Origin of the sequence: uncultured Sphingomonas sp. (assembly GCF_934560975.1) — a bacterium.
In the GTDB taxonomy this organism is placed as follows: Bacteria; Pseudomonadota; Alphaproteobacteria; order Sphingomonadales; family Sphingomonadaceae; genus Sphingomonas_I.
The window spans coordinates 56,731-82,886 of record NZ_CAKTFO010000007.1 but is presented as its reverse complement, the minus strand read 5'-3'; the positions used below and the strand labels follow the sequence as shown (position 1 = coordinate 82,886).

The window sequence follows — 26,156 nt, the reverse complement described above, 5'->3', positions numbered from 1 at the left end:
GGATCACGGATTAGCCGGATCGGGCCATCAGGCCAATGATACTGATCCATTTCGGATGAACCGGCCAGGATCTCCCGCAAACCGGACCGGGTTGCTCTTGGACGGATTGCCATCGGCCAGGATGCGGTAATGCGTGCTTTGTGTTCCCCACAGCATCAGCGTGGAGGTCGCGGATACTCGCGTCGCCGTGGGGCTATTCGCCGATCTGTTCGACGGTTTGACCCACGAACGGCTATGCCTTGCCTTTCTGAACCGACACGCGCGTCTGCTCGGCCTGCGCCTCATGTCTGACGCAAGCGCAAGCGCGGTGGACCTGCCCTTGCCCCGCATTTTCGAGGAAGCCTTTCGCCTGCGCGCGAGCGGACTGATCGTCGCGCATAACCATCCGTCCGGCGATCCGGAGCCAAGTGCCGCCGATCGCGCGGCCACCCGCCGGCTGGCGGATGTGGCGCGTGCGCTGGACTTCCACCTGATCGACCACCTGATCTTTGCGGGCGATCGGGTCAGCAGCTTTCGCGCGCTCGGGCTGCTGTAAGGGGCCCGATCAGGCTTGGTCGCGCACCCGTTCGTGGTGGCGGATCACCTCGTCGATCACGAAGCGCAGGAACTTCTCCGAAAAATCGGGGTCCAGCTTGGCCGATTGCGCCAGCGCGCGCAGCCGCGCGACTTGCGCCGCCTCGCGGCCCGGATCGGCGGGCGGCAGGCCGGCCGCCGCCTTGTGCCGTCCCACCGCCTGCGTCACCTTGAACCGTTCCGCCAGCAGGAAGATCAGCGCGGCGTCGATATTGTCGATGCTTTGGCGATATTCGTCGAGCTGTGCGTCGGCCACGTCGTTCCCCTTGCTGGATCGGCGCCTTCTTGCGGGCGGGGACCGTGTGACGCAACCCATGCGCTTGCGCATGGCGCGTGCGAGCGCCTACAGGGCCGACCCATGGCAACGGTCACGCCGCTTCATCGCGAAACGCCGCCCTCGCTCGATCCCATGATCGGGCTGGTCACGGCGGATATGAATCAGGTCAACAGCGTCATTCTGGCGCGGATGCAGTCGGATGTGCCGCTCATCCCCGAACTGGCCGGTCACCTGATTACGGGTGGCGGCAAACGAATGCGGCCGATGCTGACGCTCGCCTGCGCCCGCCTGCTCGATTACCAGGGCACGCGCCACCACAAGCTGGCCGCCGCCGTGGAGTTCATCCACACCGCCACCCTGCTGCACGACGATGTGGTGGACGGGTCCAATACCCGGCGCGGGCGGCGCACCGCCAACCTGATCTGGGGCAATTCGGCGAGCGTGCTGGTGGGCGATTTCCTGTTCAGCCGCGCGTTCGAGCTGATGGTGGAGGATGGCAGCCTGCGCGTGCTGCGCATCCTGTCCAACGCCAGCGCGGTGATCGCGGAAGGGGAGGTCAACCAGTTGACCGCCCAGCGCCGAATCGAGACGGGCGAGGAACGCTATCTCGACATCATCGGCGCCAAGACGGCGGCTTTGTTCGCGGCCGCCTGCCGGATCGCGGCGGTGGTGGCGGAACGGTCGGACGAATGCGAACAGGCGCTGGACGCCTATGGCCGCAATCTCGGCATCGCGTTCCAGCTGGTGGACGACGCGATCGATTATGCGTCGGACGACAAGACGATGGGCAAGGATGCCGGCGACGATTTCCGCGACGGCAAGGTGACGTTGCCCGTGATCCTGGCCCATGCGCGCGGCAACGACGCCGAACGCCGCTTCTGGCGGGAGGCGATGGAGGGGCATCGCACGTCGGACGCCGACCTGGCCCACGCCACCGACCTGCTGAACCGCGCCGGCGCCATCGCCGACACCAACGCCCGCGCCCGCCTCTACGGCCAGCGCGCGATCGATGCCCTGTCGGCGATTCCGGGCGGACAGGCCAAGGCCGCCCTGGTCGAAGCGGTCGAGTTCGCCGTCGCCCGCGCTTACTAGGGACTGGAGCCAGGCACCGAAGCGGGATCGCCCCCGCCACGTCAACGCAAGCTTGTTCTCCCGCGAAGGCGGGAGCCCTGTGTTCCCGGCGACGTCTTCCCAGTCCTAGGTTCCCATCTTTGCGGGAGCAGCGAGGTTATCTGAGGAGAACCGAACCTTGCATTGCGGGGACGGGATCGCCCCTCCACCGTTAAAGCAATCTGTGCTCCCGCGGAGGCGGGGGCCCTGTGTCCTGACGACGTGTGTCCTGGCGACGTGTGTTCCTGACGACGTGTGTCCTGACGACGTCCTCACGCCCCTGGCTCCCGCCTTCGCGGGAGCATAAAGATCAGCTGAACCGACCGGACCCCGCATCGCGCCACCATGGCGTTCCGCAGTCGTTGAGCCGACGCCGGTCCATCAAGCGCGACTCACTCCGGGCGGCACCCAGCTTAGGCCACCCCCTTGAACCGCGCCGCGCCCCTCACGCAGCCATTGCGGGTTCGGGTTCCTCCGCCTGCGCGCGCTCTTGGTAAGCGGCGGCGAATAGCAGGTGAATCTGGCGCACCGCCGGATCCCGCGCCTGTTCGGCCTGGGTCCGGCATTGCGCCGCGCGCTGCTGGAAATAGGTTCGGTCGTCGGTCCGGGCGCGCATGGCCAAGCCTCCTCTCGCTCCACAAGCGGCAGCGGTCGACCTGCTGTCAGCCGGCGTCATGCCTGTAGGGACGAGTCGGCGCCGACGCCGGATCTTACGCCTGTCCGGCGGATTTGCCTAATCGGTGGCCGATGATTGCGGGTCGCCCATCTGCGGCACGATTTCCACGATCTGGTCGCCCGGCTCGATCCGCGCGGCCTCGATCTGCCAGAAGCCATACGCCTTGCCGCCGCGATACAGGCGCACGCCCAGGCCGGTGGCGATGTGGGCCAGCGGCTTGCCAAAGTCGTCCGGGCTCGCGTCGCGCTGGTGCAGCGCCACCTCGCCATGCGCCGCCGCCAGGTCGGACAGGTAGTTGGCCAGATGCTGGCCGTGGGTCGATCCGGCGAGCAGCAGGCCGGCGAAGTGGGCGGGATTGATGACGGTGTTGGCGCCCGCCTGATGGGCCAGCGCCTCGTTGTCCTCGTTGCGGATCACCACGCTGATCGGCACGTCCGGCGCCAGCCGCCGCGCGGTGAGCACGATCAGGATGGAGGTGTCGTCGCGCCCCGCCGACACGATCACCGATCGCGCGGTGGCGATCCGCGCTGCCTCCAGCGTGACGTTGCGGGTGGCGTCGCCCTCCAGCACGTTCGCGCCGCAGGTTTCGGCGGCGGCGATGGCGTTCGCCCCTTCGTCGATAACGACGATGTCCTGGGCGGGCGTGCCGCGCGCCACCAGTTCGCGCAACGCCGCGCTGCCGCTGGTGCCATAGCCGCACAGCAGCACATGGCCCGACAGCCGTTTCTGGATCACCCCCATGCGCCAACGCTCCCAGGTTCGTTTGAGCAGAAAGTCATAGGCGGTTCCCAGAAAGATCAGCCACACGAACAGCCGCACCGGCGTCACCACGAACGTGTCGAACATCCGGGCGCGCGGCGTCACCGGCACGATGTCGCCGAAGCCGACCGTGGTGACGGTGATCATGGTGAAATACATGACGTCGATGAAGCTGATATGCCCGTCGACATTGTCGCGCAGCCCGACGCGATCGAACCAGTGGACCGCCAGCACCACGCCGATCAGCGCAAAGGCGGCGAACACCCGCCACGCCAGCGCCACCCACGGCGGCACCGCCGACCGGCGGCGCAGCGGAGAGGGGGCCCGGGGCCGCCCACGCCCGCCGCTCATTCCTGCCCCGGCAGCAGGCGGAGGGGGTCGACCGGGCGGCGCCCCTCGCGCACCTCGAAATGCAGCTGCGGCCGGCGGGCGCTGCCGCTGGCCCCGGCGCGCGCGATCGTGTCGCCCCGGCTGACCGACTGGCCCCGCCGCACCATCACCCTGTCGGCATAGCCATAGGCGGTCAGCCAGCCTTCGCCATGCCGGATCAGGACCAGCTGGCCGAACCCGCCGAGCGGACCGGCAAAGGCCACAACCCCGTCCGCCGCCGCGCGCACCGGCATCCCGATCGCGGTTGCGATATCGATTCCGTCATTGCGCCCGCCGCCGGCATATTGGCCGAAGCGGCCGATCACCTTGCCCGGCAGCGGCCAGGCGAAGCGGCCGGCAAAGGCCCGCGCCGGCTCGCTCACCGCAACGGTCGGCGGCAGCTTGCGCGCGGCGGAGCGGGTGGGGGCGGCGGGTTTCGCCTGTTCGGCCAGGGCCGGCTCGCTGCCGGTGACCAGATCGTCGATGTCGATGGTGAAGGCGGCGGCGCGCTGTTCCAGCGTCATCTTCGCCACCTCCTTGCTGCTCGGGATCATCAGCCGCTGACCGGCGCGCAGCAGGTAGGGCTCCTTCAGGTGGTTGAGCGTGGCGATGCGCGACCAGTCGACGCCATAGGCGCGGGCGATGGCGATGCCGCTCTCGCCCTTGCCTACGGTGTGATAGCGCCCGGCCGGGATCTTCAGCCGCCGGCCGCTCCAGACGGAAAAGGGCGGATCGATCCGGTTCGCCCGCGCGATCGCCTCCTCGCTGGCGCCGGTCCGCATCGCCACATGGCTCAGCGTCTCGCCCGGCTTTACGACATAGGTCCGCGCCGCCACGTCGCGCGCGGCGGGGGTGGCGGCCTTGACCTCCCAAACCGGCGGGGGCTCGCTGTCCGGCTTCGGCGCCGCCGCGATCAGCAGCAGCGCGAGCGGGGCGAGCCCGGTCCTCACCGGTACAGGCTCTCCAGCCGGGCCATCGACGCCGCGTGGGTCATGTCGAGGTGGAGCGGGGTGACGGTGACATACCCTCGGTCGGACAATTCCAGGTCGGTGGCGACGCTCTGGTGCTTCACCCGGCCCACGTTCAGCCAGTAATAATCATAGCCGCGCGGGTCGGTGCTCTTCTCCAGCTGCGGGTCGCCATAATCGCGCAGGCCCTGGCGCACGACCCGGATGCCCTTCACCGCCTCCGGATCGATCGCCGGGAAGTTGATGTTGACCAGCGTGTTGGGCGTCCAGTCGCCGAGACCCGCGATCAGCGGCTCCAGTGCGGTCCTGGCCCAGGCTTCCGCGGCGGAGAAGGGGACGGTGTCGCCCATGCCCGGCCGCGCATCGACCTGGCTCAGCGCGATCGCGGGAATGCCGGCCAGCGCGCCCTCCATCGCGGCCGCGACCGTGCCGGAATAGCTGACGTCCTCGGCCAGGTTGGACCCGCGATTGATGCCGGACAGGATCAGGTCGGGCGGATTGTCCTTCATGATCAGCGCCAGTGCCGCGATCACGGCGTCGGTCGGTGTGCCCGTCACCGCATGGTGACGGTCGTCGAAGGTCCGCAGCCGCATCGGCTGGCTGATCGTCAGCGAGCGGCCCTTGCCCGATTGCTCCTCCGCCGGCGCGACCACGGTGACGTCCTCGGAAAAGCCGCGCGCAACCTCCTCCAGCAGGTGGATGCCGGCCGCGCCGATGCCATCGTCGTTGGTGACCAGGATACGCATCAGGCCAGCGCCCCGATCCGGTCGATCCCGCCCATGTAAGGCCGCAGCACGTCCGGCACGGTCACCGATCCGTCCTCTTCCTGATAATTCTCGATTACCGCCACCAGCGTGCGGCCGACCGCCAGCCCCGATCCGTTGAGCGTGTGGACGAAAGCTGTGTTGCCCTTCACCCCGGCAAGAATCGGACGATAGCGCGCATCCATCCGCCGCGCCTGGAACTCGCCGAAGCTGGAGCAGCTGGAAATCTCGCGATAGCGGTCCTGACCCGGCAACCACACTTCCAGATCGTAGGTCCGCCGCGCGGAAAAGCCCATGTCCCCGTCGCACAGCAGCATCCGGCGATAGGGCAGGTTCAGCGCCTCCAATATGCCCTCGGCCGCGCGGGTCATGCGCTCATGCTCGTCCGCCGCCTGTTCGGCCGTGCAGATCGACACCAGTTCCACCTTCTCGAACTGGTGCTGCCGGATCAGGCCGCGCGTGTCGCGCCCCGCAGCACCCGCTTCCGAGCGGAAGCATTGGGTCAGCGCGGTCAGCCGGATCGGTAGCGCCGTTTCCGCCAGGATCTGCTCGCGAACCAGGTTGGTCAGGCTCACCTCGGCGGTGGGGATCAGCCAGCGGCCGTCGGTGGTGCGGAACGAATCTTCGGCGAACTTGGGCAGCTGGCCCGTGCCGAACATCGCCTCGTCCCGTACCATCACGGGGGTGGCGGTTTCGGCATAGCCATTCTCGCTCGTGTGGCGGTCCAGCATGAACTGGCCCAGCGCACGGTGCAGCCGCGCCGCCCCGCCGCGCAGCACGGTGAAGCGCGCGCCGGAAAGCCGCGCGCCCGCCTCGAAATCCAGGCCCAGCGCCGGGCCGATATCGGCATGGTCCCGCGCCGCGAAGGCGAAGGCGCGGGGCGTGCCCCACCTCTTCTGCTCGACATTGCCGTCCTCGTCCTCGCCCGCCGGCACGTCGTCGGCGGGCAGGTTGGGGAGGGCGGCCAGCGCCTGGTCCAGCGCCGTCGCCGCCTCGGCCGCGTCCTTGTCCAGCACGGCCATGCGGTCCTTCAGCCCGGCGACCTCAGCCATCAGCGCCTGTGCCGCCGCCTCATCCTTGGTGGCCTTGGCCTTGCCGATCTCCTTGGAGGCTTCGTTGCGGCGGGTCTGCAGGCCCTGCGCTTCGGAGATGCGCGATCGGCGCGCCTCGTCCAGTTGCAGCAGGGTCGCCGCCTGTGGCGCCAGGCCACGCTTGCCAAGGCCGGCGTCGAACGCGGCCGGATCGTCTTTGATTGCGCGGATATCGTGCATGGGGCCAGCCTAATGGCGGGCGGCCGTGGCCCATGCAAGCTGCAACCCGTCGCGCCGCCTCGCGTTGGTCCGGGGACAGAACGAACAGAAGGAGTATGTCGATGCGCGTTCCCCATGACAGCTATGTGCTGGTGGCCGACGGGGCGAAGATGCTGTTCTTCCGCAACGAAGGCGACGCGGAGGCGCCGAACCTCCAGGTCGTCGCCGCCGAGCAGCAGGCGGATGCGTATGACCGCGACATCAAGACGGACACGGCCGGTCAGAAGCCGGGCATCCCCGGCGGCCCCGGTGGCGCCTCGATCGGCGAGACGGACTTTCACCAGCAGGCGGAGGATCGCTTCGCGGCCGAGGCGGCGGAGCGGATCAACAGTGCGGCGCTGGCCGGCGAGTTCCAGAACCTGATCGTGGTCGCGTCGCCCAAGACGCTGGGCGAGCTGCGCAAGCATTACGGCAAGCATGTCCAGGACAAGATCACGGCGGAGATCGCCAAGGATCTGACCGGCCATCCCGTGGATCGGATCGAGGCGGCACTGATGAACTACGAAGCCTGACGCACATATCGTCCTGTTGAGGGCACGAGTCGTCGCTGCCGGCTCTGGACTGGACGGATCGTGGCATCATGTCGGCACATAGGCCCGATCGTTACTGAACTGACACAAGGAGTTTCGCATGAAGTATTTCACTCTGTTGCTGGTTGGTTCGGCTTTGGCGGCGGCTCCGGCACTGGCGCAGACCGCGCCGGCCCAGCCGACGCAACAGGCGAATGCCCAGACCGGCGGCGCGGCCAGCGCCGTGTCCGTGACCCCCGGCACTGCCGTGGTGGACGCCAGCGGTGCCCCGGTCGGCACCATCGAATCCGTGACGCCGCAGGGTGCGGTGGTCTCCACCGGCACCGCCAAGGCGACCCTGCCGCTCAACGCCTTTGCCAAGCGCGACGCGGGCGTGGCGATCAGCATGACCAAGGCGCAGCTTGAACAGGCGGTCAGTTCCGCCGCGGCCGCCGCCGTGCCCGACTTCGCCGTCGGCGGCGCCATTGCCGATTCCGCCGGCGCCAATGTCGGCACGGTGGAGAGCGTCAGTGGCGATCAGGTGACGGTGAAGCTCGCCAGCGGGTCCCAGGCGGTGCTGCCCAAGAATGCCTTTGCCAAGGGCGCGACCGGTGGCCTGACCATCGGCATGACCGCGGCGCAGCTGGACGCGGCGGTGAAGGCCGCCCAGCCGCAGGGCGGCGGCGCCGACTAACGGCATGGCGGGCAGGTGGAGCGTTTGCGATAGGCCGTTGCGCTCCGCCGTCTTGCCGTGGATCAGTCGCATGCGTATAGCGCCCCCCGGCGAGGGGCATGAGCCAGGGCTCGTGCTCCGCCGGGGGGCGGAAAGTTCATGGCGACTGCGGTGAGCGAGATCGACGAGGCTGGTGAGGACTATGTTCTGGAGGCCGATTATCGGCCTTCTCCGTCCGAGCCTTTCATGAACCAGAAGCAGCAGGCCTATTTTCGCCACAAGCTGCTCGACTGGAAGGAGTCCATCCTTCGTGAATCCCAGGGGACGCTGGCCCAGCTTCAGATCGACTCCCTGCGCGAACCCGACGTCACCGATCGCGCATCGTCCGAAACCGATTGGGGGATCGAGCTTCGCACCCGCGACCGCCAGCGCAAGCTGATTTCCAAGATCGACGCCGCCATTCGGCGCATCGACGAAGGCGAATATGGCTATTGCGAGGTGACGGGCGATCCCATCTCGCTGGCCCGGCTGGAAGCGCGGCCGGTCGCGACCATGACGGTCGAGGCGCAGGAGCGGCACGAGCGCCACGAGAAGATCTCGCGCGAGGAATGATGCTGCTACGGTGAACAAACCGTAACGGAGAGTGCGTTAATCACTTTTAAGCCATTTCGGGGGCAATGCCTTCCACTCGGTAGCCTTGAGAGGTTTGTGGTGGAAGAGTCGGTCAGTCCGGACGTCCAGGAGGACGAAGACGCCCGCTACGCGGATGTGCGTTCGGAGCCGAGGGCCAGCATGTTCCTGATGGCGATCCTGCGGCGTGCCGGCGGACCCGACGTGTCGGTCAAGGTGCGCAACCTGTCCAGCGGCGGACTGATGGCGGAATCCCCGGTCACCTTCCTGCGCGGTGACGCGATCCAGGTGGAGCTGCGCGGCATCGGCCAGGTCGACGGCAAGATCGCCTGGATCGCCGGCGGCCGGCTCGGCATCGCCTTCGACGCGCCGGTCGATCCCCGTTCCGCCCGCAAGCCGGTCGGCGGCAACCCGCAGCCGCAACTGGTGAAGCCCTCCCGCGCGATGTGGCGACCCAGCATCCGCTGACCCTCCTTTGACCGGACCCGCTCACCGGGCCGGACAGGCTGACCCGTCGCCGCCCCATCCATGTTGCGTTGCCGGACGGCTCCTCTATGCCCGCCACCACACGGCAAGAGAGACGATCCATGGCGCTAGTGAAGAAGTCCGCTCTTGGCGCGCGTGCCGGCTCCGGCCAAAGCGGGGATGCACCGGTGGCAGCGGAACAGCAGGCGGCGCCGCGACGTCCCCGGGCGCAGCGCGCATCCACTCCGGCCGAGCGGATCGACCAGGCGACAGGCGAACTCGCCGCCGGCCTGATCCAGGCGTCCGCCGCCTCCACCCAATTGCAGCGCGCGATGGAGCAGATTTCGAGCGGCGCGGAGGAAGCGGCTGGGGCCGCGCAGGAATCGCTCGGCACCATCGCCGTCCTCAATGCCACCTTCCGCGATGCCAGCGAACGCGCCGAACTGTCGCGCCGCAGGGCCGACGCGGTGCGGTCGGCCTATGGTGAGGTCGGCACGCAGATCGATGGCTCCGCCGCCGCAGTGGAGCTCAATGCGCGGCGTCAGTTGGGGCTGGTCGATCTGATCGGATTGCTGGAATCGGGTGCGGCCGACCTGAGCGAGATCGGCCGCACCGTGGCCGAGACGGCGGAAGAAACCGGGCTGCTCGCGCTCAACGCGGCGGTCGAGGCGGCACGGGTGGGCGAGGAGGGGCGTGGCTTCGCCATCGTCGCGGACGAGGTGCGCCTGCTCGCGGGATCGTCCGAAACCAGCGCGCGCGACATCAGCGCCCTGGCCCAGGCCGCAGCCACCGAGGTGAAGCACATTGCCGCCGACACCCGCGCCGCCGCGTCCGTGGGCGAGCGTGAGGCGGCCTCCGCCCGCGCGGTGCTGGTCCAGTTGGACGCCTCACGCCAGGAATTGGCCGCGCTGGCGGGCGGGGTCGGGGACATCGTACTCGCCGCCGCCGAGATCGAAACCGCCTCGCGCGATGCGGAGCGCGGCGCCGAGGTGGTCGCCACCGCCGCAGAGGAGCAGTCCGCCGCCGCCGCCGAGGCGCAGCAGGCGATCGCGCAACAGACCCAATCGCTCGACCAAAGCCAGGACACCGCCGAATCCCTGGGCGATCTGGCGGCGGCCCTGCGCGAGGGCGGGCGGGATCACGCCGCGCTGGAGCAGGTGGCCGTCGCCGCCGAGCAATTGTCGGCCACGGTGCAGCAATTGTCAGGCGCCGCGACCGAGATCGTGGTCGCCGTGGACCAGATCGGGCGCGGCGCCCAGTCGCAGGCCGCCGCGACCATCCAGGCGCACAGCGCGATGAGCCTGATCGAGGCGAGCGCCGAACGCTCGCAGGCGATCGCCCGCCATACCGCCGAACGGCTGGACGGCGTCGTCGCGTCCGCCGCGGACGGACGTCGGATCGTGTCCGGCCTGGCCGATGGCGTCGCGGCCGCGCTTGGCCGCACCCGCGACGTGCTGCAACGCCTCGCCGCGCTGCGTGACGCCAGTCGCAGGATCGAGCGGGTCACGGACGCGCTCGCCTTGCTGGCGGTGCAGACCGGGATGCTCGCGGTCAGCGGTTCGGTGGAGGCGACCCGCTCGGGCGAGGTCGGGCGCGGCTTCGCGGCGGTGTCCGCCGATATTCGCAAGCTCGCCCATGACGCGGCGGCGCGCGCCGAACGCGCCAGGGGCGGGGTCCGCGCCATCCAGGACGGCATCACCAGGCTGGAACGCGACCTCGACCAGATCGCGTCGGCGGCGGAGGTGGAGGTCGGCCGCAGCCGGGTGGTGGCCGACCGGCTCGGCAACGTGCTGGACGAATTGGCCCAAACCCGCGCCGCCGTTCAAGCGATCGAGGCCGGAGCGGACCGCGCGCTCACCTCCGTCCGCGAAATCCGCCTCGGCACCGAACAGATTGCCGGCGCGGCCGAGCAGGCGCGGGTCGCCGCGCGCGAGGCGGGCAGGGCCGCCGCCGAGCAGGCGCAGGGCGCGGAGGCGCTGGCCGCCACCATCGAGGAGATCGCCTCGCTTGCCGGAACGCTCCAGCGCGCGGACGCCTGACGCCGGTGTCCCCCGCTGGAACCACTGCACGCAGCGCCGCCACGCTGACCCTGATCGCGGGCGGCGAGCGGGTGGCGGTGGCCGCGGCGGCGGTGCGAGGTGTCGTCCGCCCGCCCCGGCTTACCCCCGTGCCGCTGGCGCCGCCCGCCTTGAAGGGGCTGGCCAATATCGACGGCGCGGTCGTGCCGGTCGTCAGCCTGGCGGCCCTGCTCGACCGTCCGTGCGGGCGTAACGGCCGCATGGTGCTGCTGGACGGCGCCACGCTTTGCGGGCTGCTGGTGGAGGATGTGGGCGCGCTGGTCGCAAGCGGGGCGGGGGGGGATCGCTCCGCCGAGATCGTGGCGCTGTTGGCCGCTCGGCTCGGCATCGCGCCTCCCCGGCCACGCGTGCCTGCCCGCATCGATCCCGTAGAGGCGCATGCGAAGGAACAGGTGGTGGCCCTGCTCGGCCTGGTGGTCGGCGGACAGGATTATGCGCTGCCCGTGGCGCAGGTGGATCAGGTTCTGCGCCTGTCACCCCACCATGCCGCCCCGCCCGGTTCCGATCCGGTCGCGCTCGGCACGATCGCGCATCGCGGAGCCACGCTGCCCTTGCTGTCGCTGGCTGCCCTGCTCGGCTTGGCCCCGGGCGGAGCGGCGCAACGGGCGCGGGTGGTGGTGACCAGGATCGGCGCGCACCGGGTCGGCTTGGTGGTCGATGCGACCGGGCAGGTGCTGCGCGTGGCGAAACGGCTGATCGATCCCGTGCCCGCCATGCTGCAACGCAGCCGGGGCGCGGCGCGCATCCAGGCGATCTGCCGCGTCGCCGACGGCACCCGGCTCATCCCCCTATTGGCGGCGGAGCAGCTGCTGGCAGAGGATCAGGCGGCGCGCCTGCTGCACGCCTCCGCCGCCTCGGGGGAGGTGTCGGTCGCAGGGCCGGCGGCGGCGCCCGAACGCTTTCTCTTCTTCCGCATCGGCGCGACCGAATATGCCCTGCCGATCGCGGCGGTGGAGGAGGTCGCGACCATGCCGCAGCAGCTCGCCCGTGTGCCCCGTGCCCCGGATGTCCTGCGTGGCCTGATGAACCTCCGCGGGCGCGTCCTGCCGGTGATCGACCAAGGCCGTTGCTTCGGCGGCACGCCCGTCACCGCCGCCACCCGGCGCGTGATCGTCACCCGCACGCGGGATCTCCGCGCCGGGCTGTTGGTCGATGCGGTGAGCGGAGTATTGGCGGTGCCGGTCGCCGCCATCGCCCCCGCGCCGCCGCTCGCGGCCGAACAGGGCGCCTTGTTTCGCCGCGTCATCCGGCTGGACGACGGCGCCCGCACCCTGCTGGTCGCCTCCCCCGACGCGCTGCTCGGCCGGACCGGGCGGGATCCGGTCGCGGAGCGGGTCCGCTGAATGGCGCGGCGGGCATGATCCGGCTGCTGATCGTCGATGATTCGCCGCTGGTCCGGCTGCTGCTGACCGATCTGTTCCGGGGCGCGGGCGACTTCACGGTCGCGGTGGCGCGCAGCGGGGAGGAGGCGCTGGCCGCCTTGCCCGTCTTCCGGCCGAACGTGGTCACGCTCGACATCACCATGCCCGGCATGAGCGGCCTGGCCTGTCTCGACCGCATCATGGTGGAGCGGCCCTGCCCGGTGGTGATGGTCTCCGCCCTGACCACCGAAGGGGCGGAGGAGACGGTGGAGGCGATGGCGCTCGGCGCGGTGGCGTTCGTGCCCAAGCCACGGGGCGCATTGTCGCTCGAATTGCCGGCGGCGGCCGAGGAAATGGTGTCCACCGTGCGCGCCGCCGCCGGTGTCCGCCTGTCGCGCACCACCCGCCTGGCCGAGCGGGTGCGCCTTCACCGCGCGCGCGCCCTGGCCGGCCACCCGACCGACCCCGTTCCCCGACCCGCACCGCCGCAAGGCCGTCCGGTTCAGGGCGGGCTGGTGCTGATCGGCTGTTCCACCGGCGGCCCGCCCGCGCTGGACGCGATCCTGCCCGCATTGCCCGCCGGCTTCGCCAGCCCGATCGTGATCGCCCAGCATATGCCCGCCAGCTTCACCGGGCCGCTCGCCCGTCGGCTCGACCGCATATGCGCGATCGGTGTGGAGGAACTGACCGGCCCTACGATCCTCCAGCCCCGCCGCGCCTATATCGCGCGCGGCGACGGCGACGTCCTGATCAGCCGCCGTCAGGGCGCGGTCGCCGCCATGCCCGCGCCCGGCAGCCCGGACCATCACTGGCACCCCAGCGTCGACCGCATGGTCGCCAGCGCGCTAGGCATCGTCGCCCCTGAACGCCTGGTTGGCGTGTTGTTGACCGGAATGGGAACGGACGGGGTGGCGGCGATGACGGAGTTGAAGGCCAAAGGCGGCCGCACCGTGGCGGAGGCGGAGGAGACGGCGGTGATCTGGGGGATGCCCGGCGCGCTGGTCCGTGGCGGCGGCGCGGACTTCGTCACGCCCCTCGACGGCATCGCGCGCCTGCTGGCGACGCTCGCCGGATGAGCCAGCCGATCGGTGGGGGCGGGCCGCCCCCCGCAAGCCTGTCCGCCGACGATTTCCGGCGCGTGACCGACCTGCTCTATCGCTGGACCGGCATGACGTTCCGCGACAACAAGCATTATTATATCGAACGGCGCGTGGCGGAACGGGTGCGGCATTCGGGCGCGGCGGACATGCGCCAATATCTCGCCCTGCTCGCCAGCGATGCGGCGGAGCGGCAGGCGCTGATCAACGCCTGCACCGTCAACGAAACCTATTTCTACCGCGAGGACTATCAGTTCGCGGCCCTCGCCAGGGACCTGCTGCCCCGCATCATCGAACGCCGCCGCCCGGGCGACCTCGTGCGGCTGTGGTCCTTGCCCTGCTCGACCGGGGAGGAGCCTTATTCCATCGCGATCTGGCTGCTGGAAAACTGGCGGCTGGTGGATGCCTACAATGTGGAGATCGTCGGCTCCGACATCGACACCCATGCCGTCGAGCAGGCACGGGCCGGCTGTTACGGCAGGCGCGCCCTGTCCCGCATGCCGCCGGCGCTGGTCGACCTCTATTTTGAGGCCGAACACCGCCACCGCCGCCGGATCATCGCCGATCTGCGCGAATCCGTGCACTTCACCGCCGCCAACATCATCGATTCCGCAAGCGTCGCGGCGCAGGGCAGGTTCGACGTCGTGCTGTGCCGCAACCTGCTGATCTATTTCGACGAAGCGTCGCGCGCGGCGGCGGCCGCCAACCTGTTCGATGCGCTCAATCCCGGCGGCTTCCTCTGCCTGGGGCATAGCGAATCCATGGCGCGCATCGACGAACGCTTCATCCTGCTGCGTCTGGCGGACGCAATCGTCTATCGGAAGCCGTGATGGACGAACTGCTCGAACAATTCCTGATCGAAGGGCGCGAACTGGTGGCGGAGGCGCAGGCCGCCTTGGGCCTGCTCGCCGTCCATCCCGGCGACGCCACGGCGATCGACCGCCTGTTCCGGGCGGTGCACACGCTCAAGGGTTCAGTCGCGATCTTCGACATGAAGCCGGCGGAGCGCATCCTCCACGCGGCCGAGGATGTGCTGTCCGCCGCGCGCAAGGCCAGCCGCCCCTTGGCCGGCGGACAGGTCGCGGCGGTGCTGGCCTGCGTGGATCAGGTCGATCGCTGGATCGACGCGATGGAGCAGGGGGGCGAGGTTCCGGCATCGATGGAGGTGGCCCAGCACCTCCTCGCCGCCCTGCGGGGGGAGGATGCCGCGCCTGCGCCCCGGTCCTGGCTCGATATGCTGCGCGAACGGGAGGCGCCGACGGTCGCCGCCGTTGCCGGGTCGCTCACCGCCTTCCGCTACCGGCCCGACGCGCAATGCTTCTTCCGGGGCGACGATCCGCTGGCGCTGGTCGCCGCCATGCCCGGCCTGCTCCGCCTGGCGGTGCTGCCTGCCGAGCCTTGGCCCACCCTCGACACATGGGACCCGTTCCGCTGCGTCATGGCGTTGGAGGGGATCAGCACCGCCGCGGCGGAAGAGGTGCGCGCCGCCTTCCGGTTCGTGCCCGACCAGATCAGCATCGCCACGATCGACCCGCCATCGTCGCCCGCCGTGCCCGCGCCACCCACCCCGGCGCCGTCCGCCCGCACGATCCGGGTGGACGGCACCCGGCTCGACCGGCTGAGCGAGGAGGTGGGCGAACTCGTCACCGCCGCGAACGCCCTCACCGCGCTGGCGGCGGAGGCGGAGCGCGCCGATCCCGAACTCGCCGCCGCGATCCGGCTGAGCCATGCGGGCCTCGACCGCGCGCTCGGCCGGCTGCGCCGCTCCGCCACCGCGCTGCGCCTGGTCACCCTCGGCACCGGGCTCCAGCGCCTGCCCCGCCTCGCCCGCCAGATCGCGGACGAACTCGGCAAGCCGGTCCGCTTCACGGTCCAGGGCGAGGGGCTGGAGGTCGACAAGGACATAGCCGATGGCGTGTTCGAGCCGCTGTTGCACCTCCTCCGCAACGCGATCGACCACGGGATCGAGCCCCCGTCCGTCCGCGCCGCCGCCGGCAAGCCCGCCGAGGCACGGGTCGGTCTCACCGCCACGCCCCGGGGCGGCGAGGTGGCGATCACGCTGGCGGATGACGGCCGGGGCATCGACCCCGACCGCATCCGCCGGGTTGCGGCCGAGCGCGGCCTGCTCTCCCTTGATGCCGCCGCCGCGCTGTCGGACACGGAGGCGCGCGGCCTGATCTTTGCTCCCGGTTTCTCCACCGCATCCGACGTGACCGACATTTCCGGGCGCGGCGTCGGCATGGACTCGGTCCGCGCGACGGTGGATCGGCTCGGAGGGCGGCTGGAGGTGGACAGCACGGTCGGCCAGGGCACGCGCATCACCCTGCGCTTTCCGGTCCATGCCGTCACCACCCGGCTGCTGATCGTCCGGGCGGGCAGCGAACGCTACGGGATCGCCTTCGACCAGATCCGCCAGGTTGTGCGGATCGGGCGCGACCGATTGACGGACGTGGGCGCGGGCCGCGCCTGCGTGCTGCGCGACCGCACCGTCCCGGTACTCGGACTGGCGGAGGCGCTGGGCGGAACCGGCGCGGGTGCGGACCCGCTCCGCCTGCTGGTGACGGACACCGCCGACGGCCCGATCGCGTGGGAGGTGGACGGGCTGGAACAGGTGGTGGAAAGCATCGTCCGCCCACGGGGCGGGCTCCTTTCCGGCGCATTGTACGTCGCCGGCACCACCCTGCTGGCCGATGGAGGGGTGTTGCTCGTGCTCGATCTGGCGGAGCTGGTCGGATGACCGTGCGCGTGGAGGGCGACCGCGTGATCCTGTCGGGGCCATGCCTGGTGGAGGATGCCGAACCCCTGCTGCTGGCGCTGCAAGCCGGCGCGCGCATGGTGGACTGGACCGCCGCCACCCGGCTGCACGGCGCGCTGGTGCAGCTGCTGCTCGCGGCCTGCATGCCCGTGGTGGGGCAGGTGGCGGACCCGTTCCTCCGCGCCCACGTCGCGCCGCTGCTGCAAGCCCCTGTCGGGGAGGGCATCAAAGCGTTAAGGTCGGCCGATTATGCGGGTCCGCATCAGGATCCCGTGCGGAGTATGCAATGACCGTGAAGGTGTTGATCGTCGACGATAGCAAGCTGGCCCGGATCGTGGCCGGCAAGGCGCTGGCCGAGCTTCAGCCCGATTGGCAGAAGGTGGAGGCGGGTGGCGGCGCCGAGGCGCTGGCCCTGCTCGACGCGCAGCCGGCGGATCTGGCGCTGCTCGACTTCAACATGATGGAGATGGACGGGCTGGAACTCGCGGCGGAACTGCGCGCGCGTCATCCCGACATGCCGATCGCGATCGTCACCGCCAACATCCAGGACGAGATCATCGCCCGCGCGCGTGACATCGGCGCCACCTTCGTGCCCAAGCCGGTGACCAGCGAAGGGCTGCGCGGCTTTCTTTCGGGCGCGGCGTTGCGCCTGCGATCAAAGGGGTAATCGTGTCGGAGATCGTGCTGGGCGAGCTTGAGCGCGATGCGCTGACCGAGATCGTCAATATCGGCGTCAGCCGCGCCGCCAGCAGCCTGCGCAAGATGGTCGCGGATCAGGTGCTGCTGTCCGTCCCCTCGATCGAGGTGGTGAGCCAGGACCGCGCCGCTCGCCTGATCGGCGAGCGCGAGGTGAGCGAACTGGTCGCGGTGCGGCAGGATTTCACCGGCCCCTTTTGCGGCCGCGCGCTGCTGATCTTCCCCGAAAGCAACAGCCTGGAACTGGTCCGCGCCGTCACCGGCGACGAACTCGGACCCGAGGAGGTGCGGGAGATGGAGCGGGAGGCGCTGGCCGAAACCGGCAACGTCATCCTCAACAGCTGCCTTGCCACCATCGCCAACATGCTCAAGCGGTCGTTGACCATGACCATCCCCGAAGTGTTCAGGGGCAGCGGCACCACCCTGTTCGGCGCGGGTGAGGGATCGTCGGGGGGGCTGGTGCTGTTCCTCTACATCGACTTCTCCGTCCGCAAGCGGGACATTCGCGGCTATATCGCGATGGTGATGGACCTGCCCTCGCTCGCCACCCTGCGCGAATTGCTGGGCGAGTTCATCCAGCGCGTCGCCGGCGACGACCTCTGACATGATGGCGGTGGAGACAGGCGGCGGCGGATCAGCGGCGCAGGATCGGCGGCCGCCGGAAACCGGCGCCGGCTGCGGCTGGAACTGGGACATTGCGGGCGAGCGCCTGTATACGGACGCGGCCTTCGCGGATCTCCACGGCCTGGACGCGGAGGAGGCCGCGCGTGGCCTGCCCACCGCCGCTTTCTTCACCGCCATCCATGCCGATGATCGCGCCCGGATGCGCATTGCCGTCGCCGGCATGGTCGCGGGCAGCGAAACCTTTTCCAAGGAGTTCCGCATCGTCGCCGCCAACGGGTCGGTGCGGTGGATGCACGGCCGCGGCCGGACCGAGTTCGACGCGCAGGATGCTCCGGTGCGCTTCACCGGCTTCCTGGTCGACGTCACCGATCGCAAGCGGACCGAGGAGCGGCTGCGCATCGCGCAGTCGGCCGGCGGGGTCGGCACGTTTGAATATGTGGACGGCTTCGCGACCGTGTCCGTGTCCGACGCATTCTGCCGCCTGCTCGGCCTCCATCCCGCCAGCGTCCTGCCGGTGCGCACGATCAACGCGGTCGTCGCGCCCGATGGCGACCCGCTGATCCCCGACGTCGAGCCCGCCGCGCTGGAAGGCGACTTCCGCATCCGCCGCCCGGACACGGACGAGGAACGCTGGATCGCGCGCCGGGGCGAGGTGGTGCGCGATCGGGCGGGATCGGGCTACCGGCTGATCGGCGTCATCTACGACATCACCGCCGGCAAGCGGCAGCAGGACGAACTGCGCGCGTGGGCCGAAACGCTGGAGGCACGCGTCGAGCAGGCCGTCGCCGAACGCCGCCAGGTGGAGGATGCGCTCCGCCAGGCGCAGAAGATGGAGGCGGTCGGCCACCTGACGGGCGGCATCGCCCACGATTTCAACAACCTCCTCGCCGGCATTTCCGGTTCGCTGGAGATGATGCAGATCCGGCTGGCGCAGGGCCGGCTGCCCGATCTGGAACGCTACATGACGGCGGCGCAGGGGGCCACGCGGCGCGCGGCGGCCCTGACCCATCGCCTGCTGGCCTTTTCCCGTCGGCAGACGCTCACCCCGTCCTCCACCGATGTCAACAAGCTGGTCCACGGCATGGAGGATCTGATCCGCCGCACGGTCGGCCCGGAGGTGGCGCTGGAGACGATCGGCGCGGCCGGGCTGTGGCGGACGTTGGTGGACGGCAACCAGCTCGAAAATGCCCTGCTCAACCTGTGCATCAACGCGCGCGACGCCATGCCCGATGGCGGCAGGCTGACGATCGAGACCTCTAATGGCTGGATGGACCGGCGCGCCGCCGCCGCGCGCGATCTCGACCCCGGCCAGTATGTCAAACTGTGCGTCAGCGACACCGGCACCGGCATGGCCAAGGAGGTGATCGAGCGCGCCTTCGATCCCTTTTTCACCACCAAGCCGATCGGCCAGGGCACGGGCCTCGGCCTGTCCATGATCTACGGTTTCGCGCGCCAGTCCGGCGGGCAGGTCCGCATCTATTCGGAGGTGGGGGAGGGCACGATGGTGTGCATCTACCTGCCGCGTCACCTGGGCGACGACGAACCCGCCGCCGACCAGGACCGACCCGTCGACCTCGCCCGTGCGCTCGCCGGCGAGACGGTGCTGGTGGTGGATGACGAGCCCACCGTGCGGATGCTGGTGGTCGATGCGCTGGAGGATCTGGGCTATGCCGCGATCGAGGCGGCGGACGGCCCGGAAGGCCTGCGCATCCTGCAGTCGGGCGCGCGCATCGACCTCCTCGTGACGGACGTGGGCCTGCCGGGTGGCATGAACGGTCGTCAGCTGGCCGAAGCCGCCCGTGCCGTGCGCGACGACCTCAAGGTGCTGTTCATCACCGGCTATGCCGAAAACGCCGTCCTCAACCACGGCCATCTCGACCATGGGATGGAGGTGCTGACCAAGCCCTTCTCCATGGACGCCCTGGCCCAACGCATCCGCACCCTGATCGAGGATCGCCGCTGACCGGCTGGGGGCGTGAAACCCCATCCGGCCTCCTCTATCTCCCGCGTCAATCTCGTGTTCCCGCGAAGGCGGGAGCCCACGCGGGTGCTCCGACCGAGCCCACGCGGGTGCTCCGACCTTCAAGGCTCGCCGCAACGCCCCGCCCCCTGCGGCGCCCCCGCGCGGTGCGGCGGTTCACCTCGCGCATCGCCGGGATGGTAGAGGCCGCGCTGGAACGGCCGCAGTGCCGCCTCCGTCAGCGGCACCGGGCGCAACGCGCCGGTGGCGTAGCGCCGCACCTGATCGTCGAAATGGGGGGAGGCGGGATGGCCGCTCTCCCCACCCGCCGACACCGCCCACGCCTTCGCTCCGCCGGGTGCGAACTCCACCGCCGCGACGAAGCTGTTGCCGCTGGTGCCGTAGAAGCATCGCTGCCCCGGTTGCCGGGTGACGCTGAACGACGCCAGCGACCCGAAATTGCCGGAGGTGAAGGCGATCGGCAGGCTCGGCCGGCTGTCGTCGAACGTCCCATGCACCGCGCCATTCTGCCGCTGGAACCGGTTGATCCGCTCCCATGCGACCCGCCAGCCGCCCCACTCGCGCTGCAGCCGCGCGACCCCGCTTGCAAAGGCGCGCAGCCGGTCCGCGTCGGTGGTCCGCTCGGCCAGATAGGTGAACAGCGGCACCGTGGCCGCCTTGGCTTTGGGCCCTTCCTGCGCCCACAGGGCCTCGCCCCAATAGACCGCAAGCGACGTCGCCTCCGACGTCAGGCCCCATCGCCGGTCCCATCCGGTCAGCAACGCGAGCGGCCCCGCCAGCCGTGCCCGCAGCGTATCATCTGCGGCCAAGGCGTCATGCCCGCGCCGCAACCCCGGCATCTGCTGGTCGAAGAAGGGCAGGAAACTGTCGAACGCCGCCGCGGTCAACGATCGCGCGCTGAACCGCCGGTCGCCCGACAGCAGCATGGCGGCATGCACCCCGCGCGGATTTTCGCCGAACTGGTCCATGTAGCGCGGGAAATCGGCGGCGCGCGGGCTGGCGCTGCCCGCCGCCGTCCACGGCCAGTTGTTGGTGTTCATCGCCCATCCGGTCGCCGGGTTCACCGCCTGGGGCAATTGGTCCAGCGCGTGCAGCCCCTTCCAGTCGGTCGCCGGATCGCTGCCGTCCACGGGGCGCGTATAGTCGAACCGGTCGTCGCGCACCGGCACGAATTGCGGGTGGAGATAGGCGATGGTGCCGTCATCGGCCGCGAACAGGGTGTTGTTGGAGCTGTTGGCCTTGCGCTCCGCCACCGCCAGATAGTCGCGCAGCGTATTGGCCTTGGTCCGCAGGAAGCTCTGTTCCAGCGCCGCGCGCGGGTTGTTCAGCATCGCCACCGCCACCCAGCGTCCGTTCTCGCCCCGGATGATCGGCCCGTGATGGGTCGCGAAGACAGTGAAGCGCCGCTGCGCCAGCGCCCCATCGACCTGCCGGACCGACAGCGTCACCACCCGCTGCCGCAGCGGCCGCCATGCGCTGCCATGGCGATAGGCCAGCCGCCCGTCCCTGCGCGCCACCTCCACCGCGAATTCGTCGATCGTGTCGACCCCGCTCGACGTGTGCATCCACCCCGCGTGGCGGTTGAACCCCTGATAGATGAAGAACTGCCCCCAGGTCGCCGCGCCATAAGCGTCCAGCCCTTCGTCGCTGGTCACCTGCTGCTCGGCGCGAAAGAAGAAGGAGGTGTGCGGGTTGATCCACAGCAGGGGATGGCCGTTGGCGCTGCGCGTCGGGCCGATGGCGATGCCGTTCGACCCCTGCGGCTCGACCATCCGTCCCGCCTCGGCCAGCATCGCCCGCACAGGTCGAGCCTGCCCGCCGCCGTAAAACGTCTGCAACCGATCGAGGTCCACGCCACGCTCGATATCGCCACCGATGCTGCCTTCCGAAAAGGCCAGCGCCATCCACGGCTCGAACCGGGTGATCACCAGCGGGCGCGCATCGGCATGGGTCGCCAGATAATGGTTCAGCCCCGCAGCCCACGCGTCCGTCAGCGCCTTCAGCCAATCGGGCGAGGCGGCATAGTCCGCCTTCAGCGCCTCGGGATCGAGGAACAGGCGCTGGCGCAGGTCCTGCCACAACGCGGCCTCGCCCTCCGCCTCCGCCAGCCGGCCCAGCGCCACCAGGTAATTGCGTTCGATCCGGGGAAAATCGTCCTCCGCCTGCGCATAGATCATCCCGAACACCGCATCGGCGTCGCTCTGCCCCTTGATGTGTGCGATGCCGACATCGTCGCGCACGATCGTGACCCGCGCGGCGCGGGCATCGTCGCGCTCGGCGGCGGCGGGTGTGAGGGGCAGGAGACAGGCGGCACCGGCAAGCAGCGGCAGTTGAAGGAAGCGCATGACGCCTTCCTCCCACCCGCGGAGCCTGCGATCAAGGCTGCGCAACCTGTGTTTGGACGGGGGCGGAACGACAGGAACAAGGCCCCCGCCGGGCGGGTTGACCGCGCATGACCCGCGACACGCTCACCCACGCCGCCGCTTTGTCCGGCCTCGGCCTCGCCGCCGGACTGGTCGGCGCGCTCGCCATGTCGGGCAGCCAGAAGGCCGAAATGGCGATCACCGGGCGCAAGCCGTCCGACACGCCCGCCAAGGCCGTGGAGGAGGTCACCGGCACCGACGTGCAGGATCCCACCGCCGAACAAAGTCTGTCCACCGCCGGTCACCTCGCCTTCGGAACCGCCCTCGGTCTCGGCCTCGCCGCGATGGAGAAGGTGCCGGAACCCGCGCGCACCATCGCCTTCTTCGCGGCGGCGTGGGGCGCGGGCACCTCGCTCATCACCGGGCTCGGCCTGTCCGATCCGCCGACGAAGTGGGACCGCACGCAATTGGCGACCGATCTCGGCCACCATGCGGTCTATGCCGCCAGCGCGGCGACCGCCTTCTACGGGCTGCGCAGACTCGCCAAGGTGTGACGGCGTAACGATTGACGCTCCGCTGGCGGCGGCAGTATAGGACAAGGCGGGCGGCTCCATCCGGGCCGCCTTTTTCTATTTTCCGGAGCTTTTTCCGACCGATTTTCTTGAAGGAGTTCGTTTCCATGTCGATCACGCCTTTGATGCCCGTCTACCCCCGGTGCGGCGTGCGTCCGGTGCGCGGCGAAGGCGCCTGGCTGATCGGCGAGCGAGGCGAACGCTATCTCGACATGGCGGCCGGCATCGCGGTCAACATCCTCGGCCACGGCCATCCCGCTCTGGTGAAGGCGATCGCGGATCAGGCCGCGACCCTGATGCACGTCTCCAACCTCTACGGTTCGCCGCAGGGGGAGCATTTCGCGCAGCGGCTGGTGGACAAGACCTTCGCCGACACGGTGTTCTTCACCAATTCGGGCGCGGAGGCGGTGGAGTGCGCGATCAAGACCGCGCGCCGCTATCACTTCGCCAAGGGGCAGCCGGAAAAGAACCGCATCATCGCCTTCTCCAACGCCTTTCACGGGCGGACGATGGGTGCGATCTCCGCCACCAACCAGCCCAAGATGCGGGAAGGGTTCGAGCCGCTGCTGCCCGGCTTCACCGTCGTGCCGTTCAACGACCTTCAGGCGGCGGAGGCGGCGATCGGCCCGGACGCGGCCGGCTTCCTGGTCGAACCGGTGCAGGGGGAGGGCGGCATCCTGCCCGCCAGCCATGACTTCCTCACCGGCCTGCGCCGTCTGGCCGACCAGCACGGGATGCTGCTGATCCTGGACGAGGTGCAGTGCGGTTATTCTCGCACCGGCACCTTCTTCGCGCACGAGCAATATGGCATCACGCCTGATATCATGGCGGTGGCCAAGGGCATCGGCGGCGGCTTCCCGCTCGGCGCCTGCCTCGCGACCGAAGATGCGGCAAGCGGCATGGTGATCGGCACCCACGGCTCCACCTATGGCGGCAATCCGCTGGCGATGGCGGCGGGCGAGGCGGTGCTGGACATCGTCGGCGAACCCGCCTTCCTCGATCAGGTGAAGCGGATCGGCGAACGGATGCGCCAGGCGCTGGAACAGATGATCCCCAACCACGATCACCTGTTCCAGGAGGTGCGCGGACTCGGCCTGATGCTCGGCATCAAGCTGAAGGGCGACAGCCGGGCGTTCGTGGCGCATCTGCGCGACAATCACGGCCTGCTGACGGTGGCGGGCGGCGACAATGTCGTCCGCATCCTGCCGCCGCTCACCATCGACGAAAGCCATGTGGCCGAATGTGTCGAGCGGTTGAGCGCCGGCGCGCGCAGCTACACCGCGCCCGCCACATAGCACCGACACCCGACCGGTCCCCGTCTTCGGGCGGGGACGAACGGAGCCCTGACGCAATGACGACCCGCCACTTCATCGACCTGGCCGATGCCGGCCCCGACGCGGTCCGCGCGATGCTGGACGATGCCCGTGCCCGCAAGGCGGCCCGCGCCGGCTGGCCCCGGGGTAAGGCCGACGCCGACCGTCCGCTCGACGGCCATGTGCTCGCCATGATCTTTGAAAAGAATTCCACCCGCACCCGCGTTTCGTTCGACATGGCGATGCGTCAATTGGGCGGCACCACCATCGTGATGGACGCGGGCTCGATGCAGCTCGGCCGGGGCGAGAGCGTGGCCGACACGGCGCGCGTCCTGTCGCGCTATGTCGACGCGATCATGATCCGCACCGACGATCACCGGAAAGTGGTCGAGCTGGCCGAACATGCCACCGTGCCGGTCATCAACGGCCTGACCGACCACAGCCATCCCTGCCAGATCATGGCCGACCTGCTCACCGTGACCGAGCGCAAGGGCGCGGTCGCGGGCGGCAAGTGGGCGTGGCTGGGCGACGGCAACAATGTGCTGCATTCCATCATCGAAGCGGGCAGCCTGCTTGGCTTCGACGTGGTCGCCGCCTGTCCCGAAGGCTACGATCCCGACGCGCAGGTGCTGGAGGCCGCCCGCGCCCGCGCCGGCAACCGCCCCCCGGTCGTCACCCGCAATCCCCACGAAGCGGTGGCGGGCGCGGACGTGGTCGTCACCGACACCTGGATCTCGATGGGTCAGGACCATGTCGACGAAAAGCTGGCGGCGCTCACCCCCTATCAGGTGACCGAGGCGTTGATGGGCGAGGCGCACGGCCAGGGCCTGTTCCTCCACTGCCTGCCCGCCCATCGCGGGGAAGAGGTGGTGGACGCCGTGATCGACGGGCCGCAATCCGCCATCTGGGACGAAGCCGAAAACCGCCTCCACGCGCAGAAAAGCGTGCTGCTCTGGGCCTTGGGCAAGCTGTAACGGCGGCGCTGTCGATCGCGTCACGCTTCGGGCATGCCGCCGGCCGTGCCGCGATCGATCCGGTTGCATCGCGCGGGCGGTGCGGTGCAGATGGGGCATGACCATCGCCCGCACCGCCCGCGCACTTGCCGCCACGCTTGCCGTGATGGTCCCGTCCAGCGCGTGGGCCGACAGCCAGTTCAAGCTGCTGGTCCTCGCCATCCCCAACAAATATCATTACGAATATATACCGGTCGCACGCGACAGCCTGGAAAAGCTTGCCAAGCTGCACGGCTTCGACTTCACCTGGACCAACAATACCAGCGCGTTCGACGGCGACCTTCGCCAATATGCCGCCGTGATGTTCCTGAACACACCGGGCGAAGAACTGACACCTGCGCAGCGCAAGAGGTTCGAGGATTATATCCACGCCGGCGGCAATGCGATCGTCGTCCACCGCGCCGCCATCACCCCGCCCAACAACTGGGTCTGGTATGAAAAGCTGGTCGGCCGCTCCTTCGTCAACCACCCGATGGTGCAGACGGCAGTGGTCAACACGACGGACCGCGACTTCCCTGCCACCTTCGGCATCCCCGCCCGCTGGATCTGGAGCGACGAGTTCTACGTCACGGCCAACCCCTACAAGGTTGCCATCAACCCGGTCCTGAACGTCGACGAAGCCAGCTACGACCCCACCCGCATCTGGCCGGGCCAGGTCGGCATCCGCATGGGCCGCGACCATCCCGTCGCCTGGTACCACCGCTACGACGGCGGCCGCGTGTTCGTCACGACATTGGGTCACAATGTAGAAATGTACCGCGATTCCAAGTACCTCGCCCACCTGCTGGGCGGCATCTACTGGACCGCGACCGGATTGGGTCAACAGCACTGATCGGGCCGGTCCAGATATGCGTAACGCACATCGTGCCACTGTAATGGCCTGTATTGCAACCCCCGTGTAACACAACTCGTCATCTGTGTAAGACGACATTAACGCATATGTCCTACGCTTTCTCTATAAGGAGACAGTGATGCGGATGTTGCCCAATGAATTCGTCCTGACCACGGCCAAGCCGCTTCACCACGCGCCTGTAATGCCGCACCTCAGCGTTCCGGTCCTTGTCGCGATGCTGCCGCTCATGCTCCTGTGGTGGGCTGTGCTGTCCGTCTTCATCGGCGGAAAGGTCGCGGCAGGGGCGGTCACGTCGCTCCGCACGACCGGTCGAGGCTAACCGCAGACCTCGTACGCGAGGGGTATGTCAGCAACCGCTTCCGATCCA

The 26,156-nt window shown here is 69.5% G+C and carries 27 protein-coding genes; 20 read left to right on the top strand and 7 right to left on the bottom strand.

What is annotated here, in order from left to right:
• The first annotated feature begins 187 nt into the window (after nucleotides 1-187).
• Nucleotides 188-535 carry a JAB domain-containing protein gene (locus Q0D93_RS07245; protein ID WP_294392439.1) on the top strand — a complete coding sequence of 116 codons (348 nt, stop codon included), beginning with the start codon at nucleotides 188-190 and terminating at the stop codon, nucleotides 533-535.
• Between the two features lie 9 nt (nucleotides 536-544).
• Here the strand turns inward: Q0D93_RS07245 and Q0D93_RS07240 are convergent, their stop codons facing one another.
• Nucleotides 545-829 carry a chorismate mutase gene (locus Q0D93_RS07240; RefSeq protein ID WP_294392437.1) on the bottom strand — a complete coding sequence of 95 codons (285 nt, stop codon included), beginning with the start codon at nucleotides 827-829 and terminating at the stop codon, nucleotides 545-547.
• A 102-nt stretch (nucleotides 830-931) separates the two neighbouring features.
• Here Q0D93_RS07240 and Q0D93_RS07235 point away from each other — a divergent pair, with 102 nt between their 5' ends.
• Nucleotides 932-1,942 (top strand): polyprenyl synthetase family protein, encoded by a 1,011-nt coding sequence (locus tag Q0D93_RS07235; protein ID WP_294392434.1) that lies wholly within the window; start codon nucleotides 932-934, stop codon nucleotides 1,940-1,942.
• A 463-nt stretch (nucleotides 1,943-2,405) separates the two neighbouring features.
• On the opposite strand, the gene Q0D93_RS07230 is transcribed toward Q0D93_RS07235, so the two are convergent.
• From Q0D93_RS07230 to serS, 5 genes are all read right to left on the bottom strand, one after another.
• Nucleotides 2,406-2,576, bottom strand: a complete 171-nt coding sequence (locus Q0D93_RS07230) for a hypothetical protein (protein WP_294392431.1) — start codon at nucleotides 2,574-2,576, stop codon at nucleotides 2,406-2,408.
• Between the two features lie 117 nt (nucleotides 2,577-2,693).
• Nucleotides 2,694-3,746 carry a potassium channel family protein gene (locus tag Q0D93_RS07225; RefSeq protein WP_294392430.1) on the bottom strand — a complete coding sequence of 351 codons (1,053 nt, stop codon included), beginning with the start codon at nucleotides 3,744-3,746 and terminating at the stop codon, nucleotides 2,694-2,696.
• Nucleotides 3,743-4,714, bottom strand: a complete 972-nt coding sequence (locus Q0D93_RS07220; protein ID WP_294392427.1) for a peptidoglycan DD-metalloendopeptidase family protein — start codon at nucleotides 4,712-4,714, stop codon at nucleotides 3,743-3,745. The genes Q0D93_RS07225 and Q0D93_RS07220 overlap by 4 nt, the downstream gene beginning before the upstream one ends.
• Entirely contained in the window at nucleotides 4,711-5,478 is a 768-nt protein-coding gene (gene surE / locus Q0D93_RS07215) for a 5'/3'-nucleotidase SurE (protein WP_294392425.1), read from the bottom strand. Before surE ends, Q0D93_RS07220 begins: the two co-directional genes overlap by 4 nt.
• Nucleotides 5,478-6,767 carry a serine--tRNA ligase gene (gene serS / locus Q0D93_RS07210; RefSeq protein WP_294392423.1) on the bottom strand — a complete coding sequence of 430 codons (1,290 nt, stop codon included), beginning with the start codon at nucleotides 6,765-6,767 and terminating at the stop codon, nucleotides 5,478-5,480. Before serS ends, surE begins: the two co-directional genes overlap by 1 nt.
• A gap of 101 nt (nucleotides 6,768-6,868) precedes the next feature.
• Here serS and Q0D93_RS07205 point away from each other — a divergent pair, with 101 nt between their 5' ends.
• The 13 genes from Q0D93_RS07205 to Q0D93_RS07145 all read left to right on the top strand — a co-directional run bounded on the left by Q0D93_RS07205 (nucleotide 6,869) and on the right by Q0D93_RS07145 (nucleotide 19,657).
• On the top strand, nucleotides 6,869-7,318 hold the full coding sequence (locus Q0D93_RS07205; RefSeq protein ID WP_294392422.1) for a host attachment family protein: 450 nt from the start codon (nucleotides 6,869-6,871) through the stop codon (nucleotides 7,316-7,318).
• A 118-nt stretch (nucleotides 7,319-7,436) separates the two neighbouring features.
• Nucleotides 7,437-8,009 (top strand): hypothetical protein, encoded by a 573-nt coding sequence (locus Q0D93_RS07200; RefSeq protein WP_294392420.1) that lies wholly within the window; start codon nucleotides 7,437-7,439, stop codon nucleotides 8,007-8,009.
• Nucleotides 8,010-8,147: 138 nt separating this feature from the next.
• On the top strand, nucleotides 8,148-8,600 hold the full coding sequence (dksA, locus tag Q0D93_RS07195; protein WP_294392419.1) for an RNA polymerase-binding protein DksA: 453 nt from the start codon (nucleotides 8,148-8,150) through the stop codon (nucleotides 8,598-8,600).
• 96 nt (nucleotides 8,601-8,696) lie between these two features.
• Nucleotides 8,697-9,086, top strand: coding sequence for a PilZ domain-containing protein (locus Q0D93_RS07190; protein ID WP_294392417.1), 390 nt, complete (start codon nucleotides 8,697-8,699; stop codon nucleotides 9,084-9,086).
• 119 nt (nucleotides 9,087-9,205) lie between these two features.
• Complete coding sequence (locus tag Q0D93_RS07185; protein WP_294392415.1) at nucleotides 9,206-11,122, top strand: methyl-accepting chemotaxis protein; 1,917 nt, start codon at nucleotides 9,206-9,208, stop codon at nucleotides 11,120-11,122.
• A gap of 5 nt (nucleotides 11,123-11,127) precedes the next feature.
• Complete coding sequence (locus tag Q0D93_RS07180) at nucleotides 11,128-12,504, top strand: chemotaxis protein CheW (protein ID WP_294392412.1); 1,377 nt, start codon at nucleotides 11,128-11,130, stop codon at nucleotides 12,502-12,504.
• A gap of 14 nt (nucleotides 12,505-12,518) precedes the next feature.
• Nucleotides 12,519-13,598, top strand: a complete 1,080-nt coding sequence (gene cheB / locus Q0D93_RS07175; RefSeq protein WP_294392411.1) for a chemotaxis-specific protein-glutamate methyltransferase CheB — start codon at nucleotides 12,519-12,521, stop codon at nucleotides 13,596-13,598.
• Nucleotides 13,595-14,449 carry a protein-glutamate O-methyltransferase CheR gene (locus tag Q0D93_RS07170; RefSeq protein ID WP_294392409.1) on the top strand — a complete coding sequence of 285 codons (855 nt, stop codon included), beginning with the start codon at nucleotides 13,595-13,597 and terminating at the stop codon, nucleotides 14,447-14,449. Before cheB ends, Q0D93_RS07170 begins: the two co-directional genes overlap by 4 nt.
• Nucleotides 14,449-16,356, top strand: coding sequence for an ATP-binding protein (locus Q0D93_RS07165; RefSeq protein WP_294392407.1), 1,908 nt, complete (start codon nucleotides 14,449-14,451; stop codon nucleotides 16,354-16,356). Before Q0D93_RS07170 ends, Q0D93_RS07165 begins: the two co-directional genes overlap by 1 nt.
• Complete coding sequence (locus Q0D93_RS07160; RefSeq protein ID WP_294392405.1) at nucleotides 16,353-16,664, top strand: hypothetical protein; 312 nt, start codon at nucleotides 16,353-16,355, stop codon at nucleotides 16,662-16,664. The genes Q0D93_RS07165 and Q0D93_RS07160 overlap by 4 nt, the downstream gene beginning before the upstream one ends.
• On the top strand, nucleotides 16,661-17,041 hold the full coding sequence (locus Q0D93_RS07155; protein ID WP_294392402.1) for a response regulator: 381 nt from the start codon (nucleotides 16,661-16,663) through the stop codon (nucleotides 17,039-17,041). The genes Q0D93_RS07160 and Q0D93_RS07155 overlap by 4 nt, the downstream gene beginning before the upstream one ends.
• A gap of 2 nt (nucleotides 17,042-17,043) precedes the next feature.
• Nucleotides 17,044-17,673, top strand: a complete 630-nt coding sequence (locus Q0D93_RS07150) for a chemotaxis protein CheX (RefSeq protein ID WP_294392400.1) — start codon at nucleotides 17,044-17,046, stop codon at nucleotides 17,671-17,673.
• 1 nt (nucleotide 17,674) lies between these two features.
• A complete protein-coding gene (locus Q0D93_RS07145) occupies nucleotides 17,675-19,657 on the top strand; it encodes a hybrid sensor histidine kinase/response regulator (RefSeq protein ID WP_294392397.1) in 1,983 nt (660 codons plus the stop codon).
• Between the two features lie 119 nt (nucleotides 19,658-19,776).
• Here Q0D93_RS07145 and Q0D93_RS07140 read toward each other — a convergent pair whose 3' ends face one another.
• Nucleotides 19,777-22,020, bottom strand: a complete 2,244-nt coding sequence (locus Q0D93_RS07140) for a penicillin acylase family protein (protein WP_294392396.1) — start codon at nucleotides 22,018-22,020, stop codon at nucleotides 19,777-19,779.
• Between the two features lie 107 nt (nucleotides 22,021-22,127).
• On the opposite strand from Q0D93_RS07140, the gene Q0D93_RS07135 reads away from it, so the two are divergent.
• From Q0D93_RS07135 to Q0D93_RS07115, 5 genes are all read left to right on the top strand, one after another.
• Nucleotides 22,128-22,592, top strand: coding sequence for a hypothetical protein (locus tag Q0D93_RS07135; protein ID WP_294392394.1), 465 nt, complete (start codon nucleotides 22,128-22,130; stop codon nucleotides 22,590-22,592).
• A gap of 125 nt (nucleotides 22,593-22,717) precedes the next feature.
• The gene (locus tag Q0D93_RS07130) at nucleotides 22,718-23,905 is read left to right on the top strand and encodes an aspartate aminotransferase family protein (RefSeq protein ID WP_294392391.1); all 1,188 of its coding nucleotides are present in this window, start codon (nucleotides 22,718-22,720) and stop codon (nucleotides 23,903-23,905) included.
• Nucleotides 23,906-23,961: 56 nt separating this feature from the next.
• Nucleotides 23,962-24,897, top strand: a complete 936-nt coding sequence (gene argF / locus Q0D93_RS07125) for an ornithine carbamoyltransferase (protein WP_294392390.1) — start codon at nucleotides 23,962-23,964, stop codon at nucleotides 24,895-24,897.
• 97 nt (nucleotides 24,898-24,994) lie between these two features.
• Entirely contained in the window at nucleotides 24,995-25,768 is a 774-nt protein-coding gene (locus Q0D93_RS07120) for a ThuA domain-containing protein (protein ID WP_294392388.1), read from the top strand.
• A gap of 145 nt (nucleotides 25,769-25,913) precedes the next feature.
• On the top strand, nucleotides 25,914-26,108 hold the full coding sequence (locus Q0D93_RS07115) for a hypothetical protein (protein ID WP_294392386.1): 195 nt from the start codon (nucleotides 25,914-25,916) through the stop codon (nucleotides 26,106-26,108).
• Nucleotides 26,109-26,156: the final 48 nt, after the last annotated feature.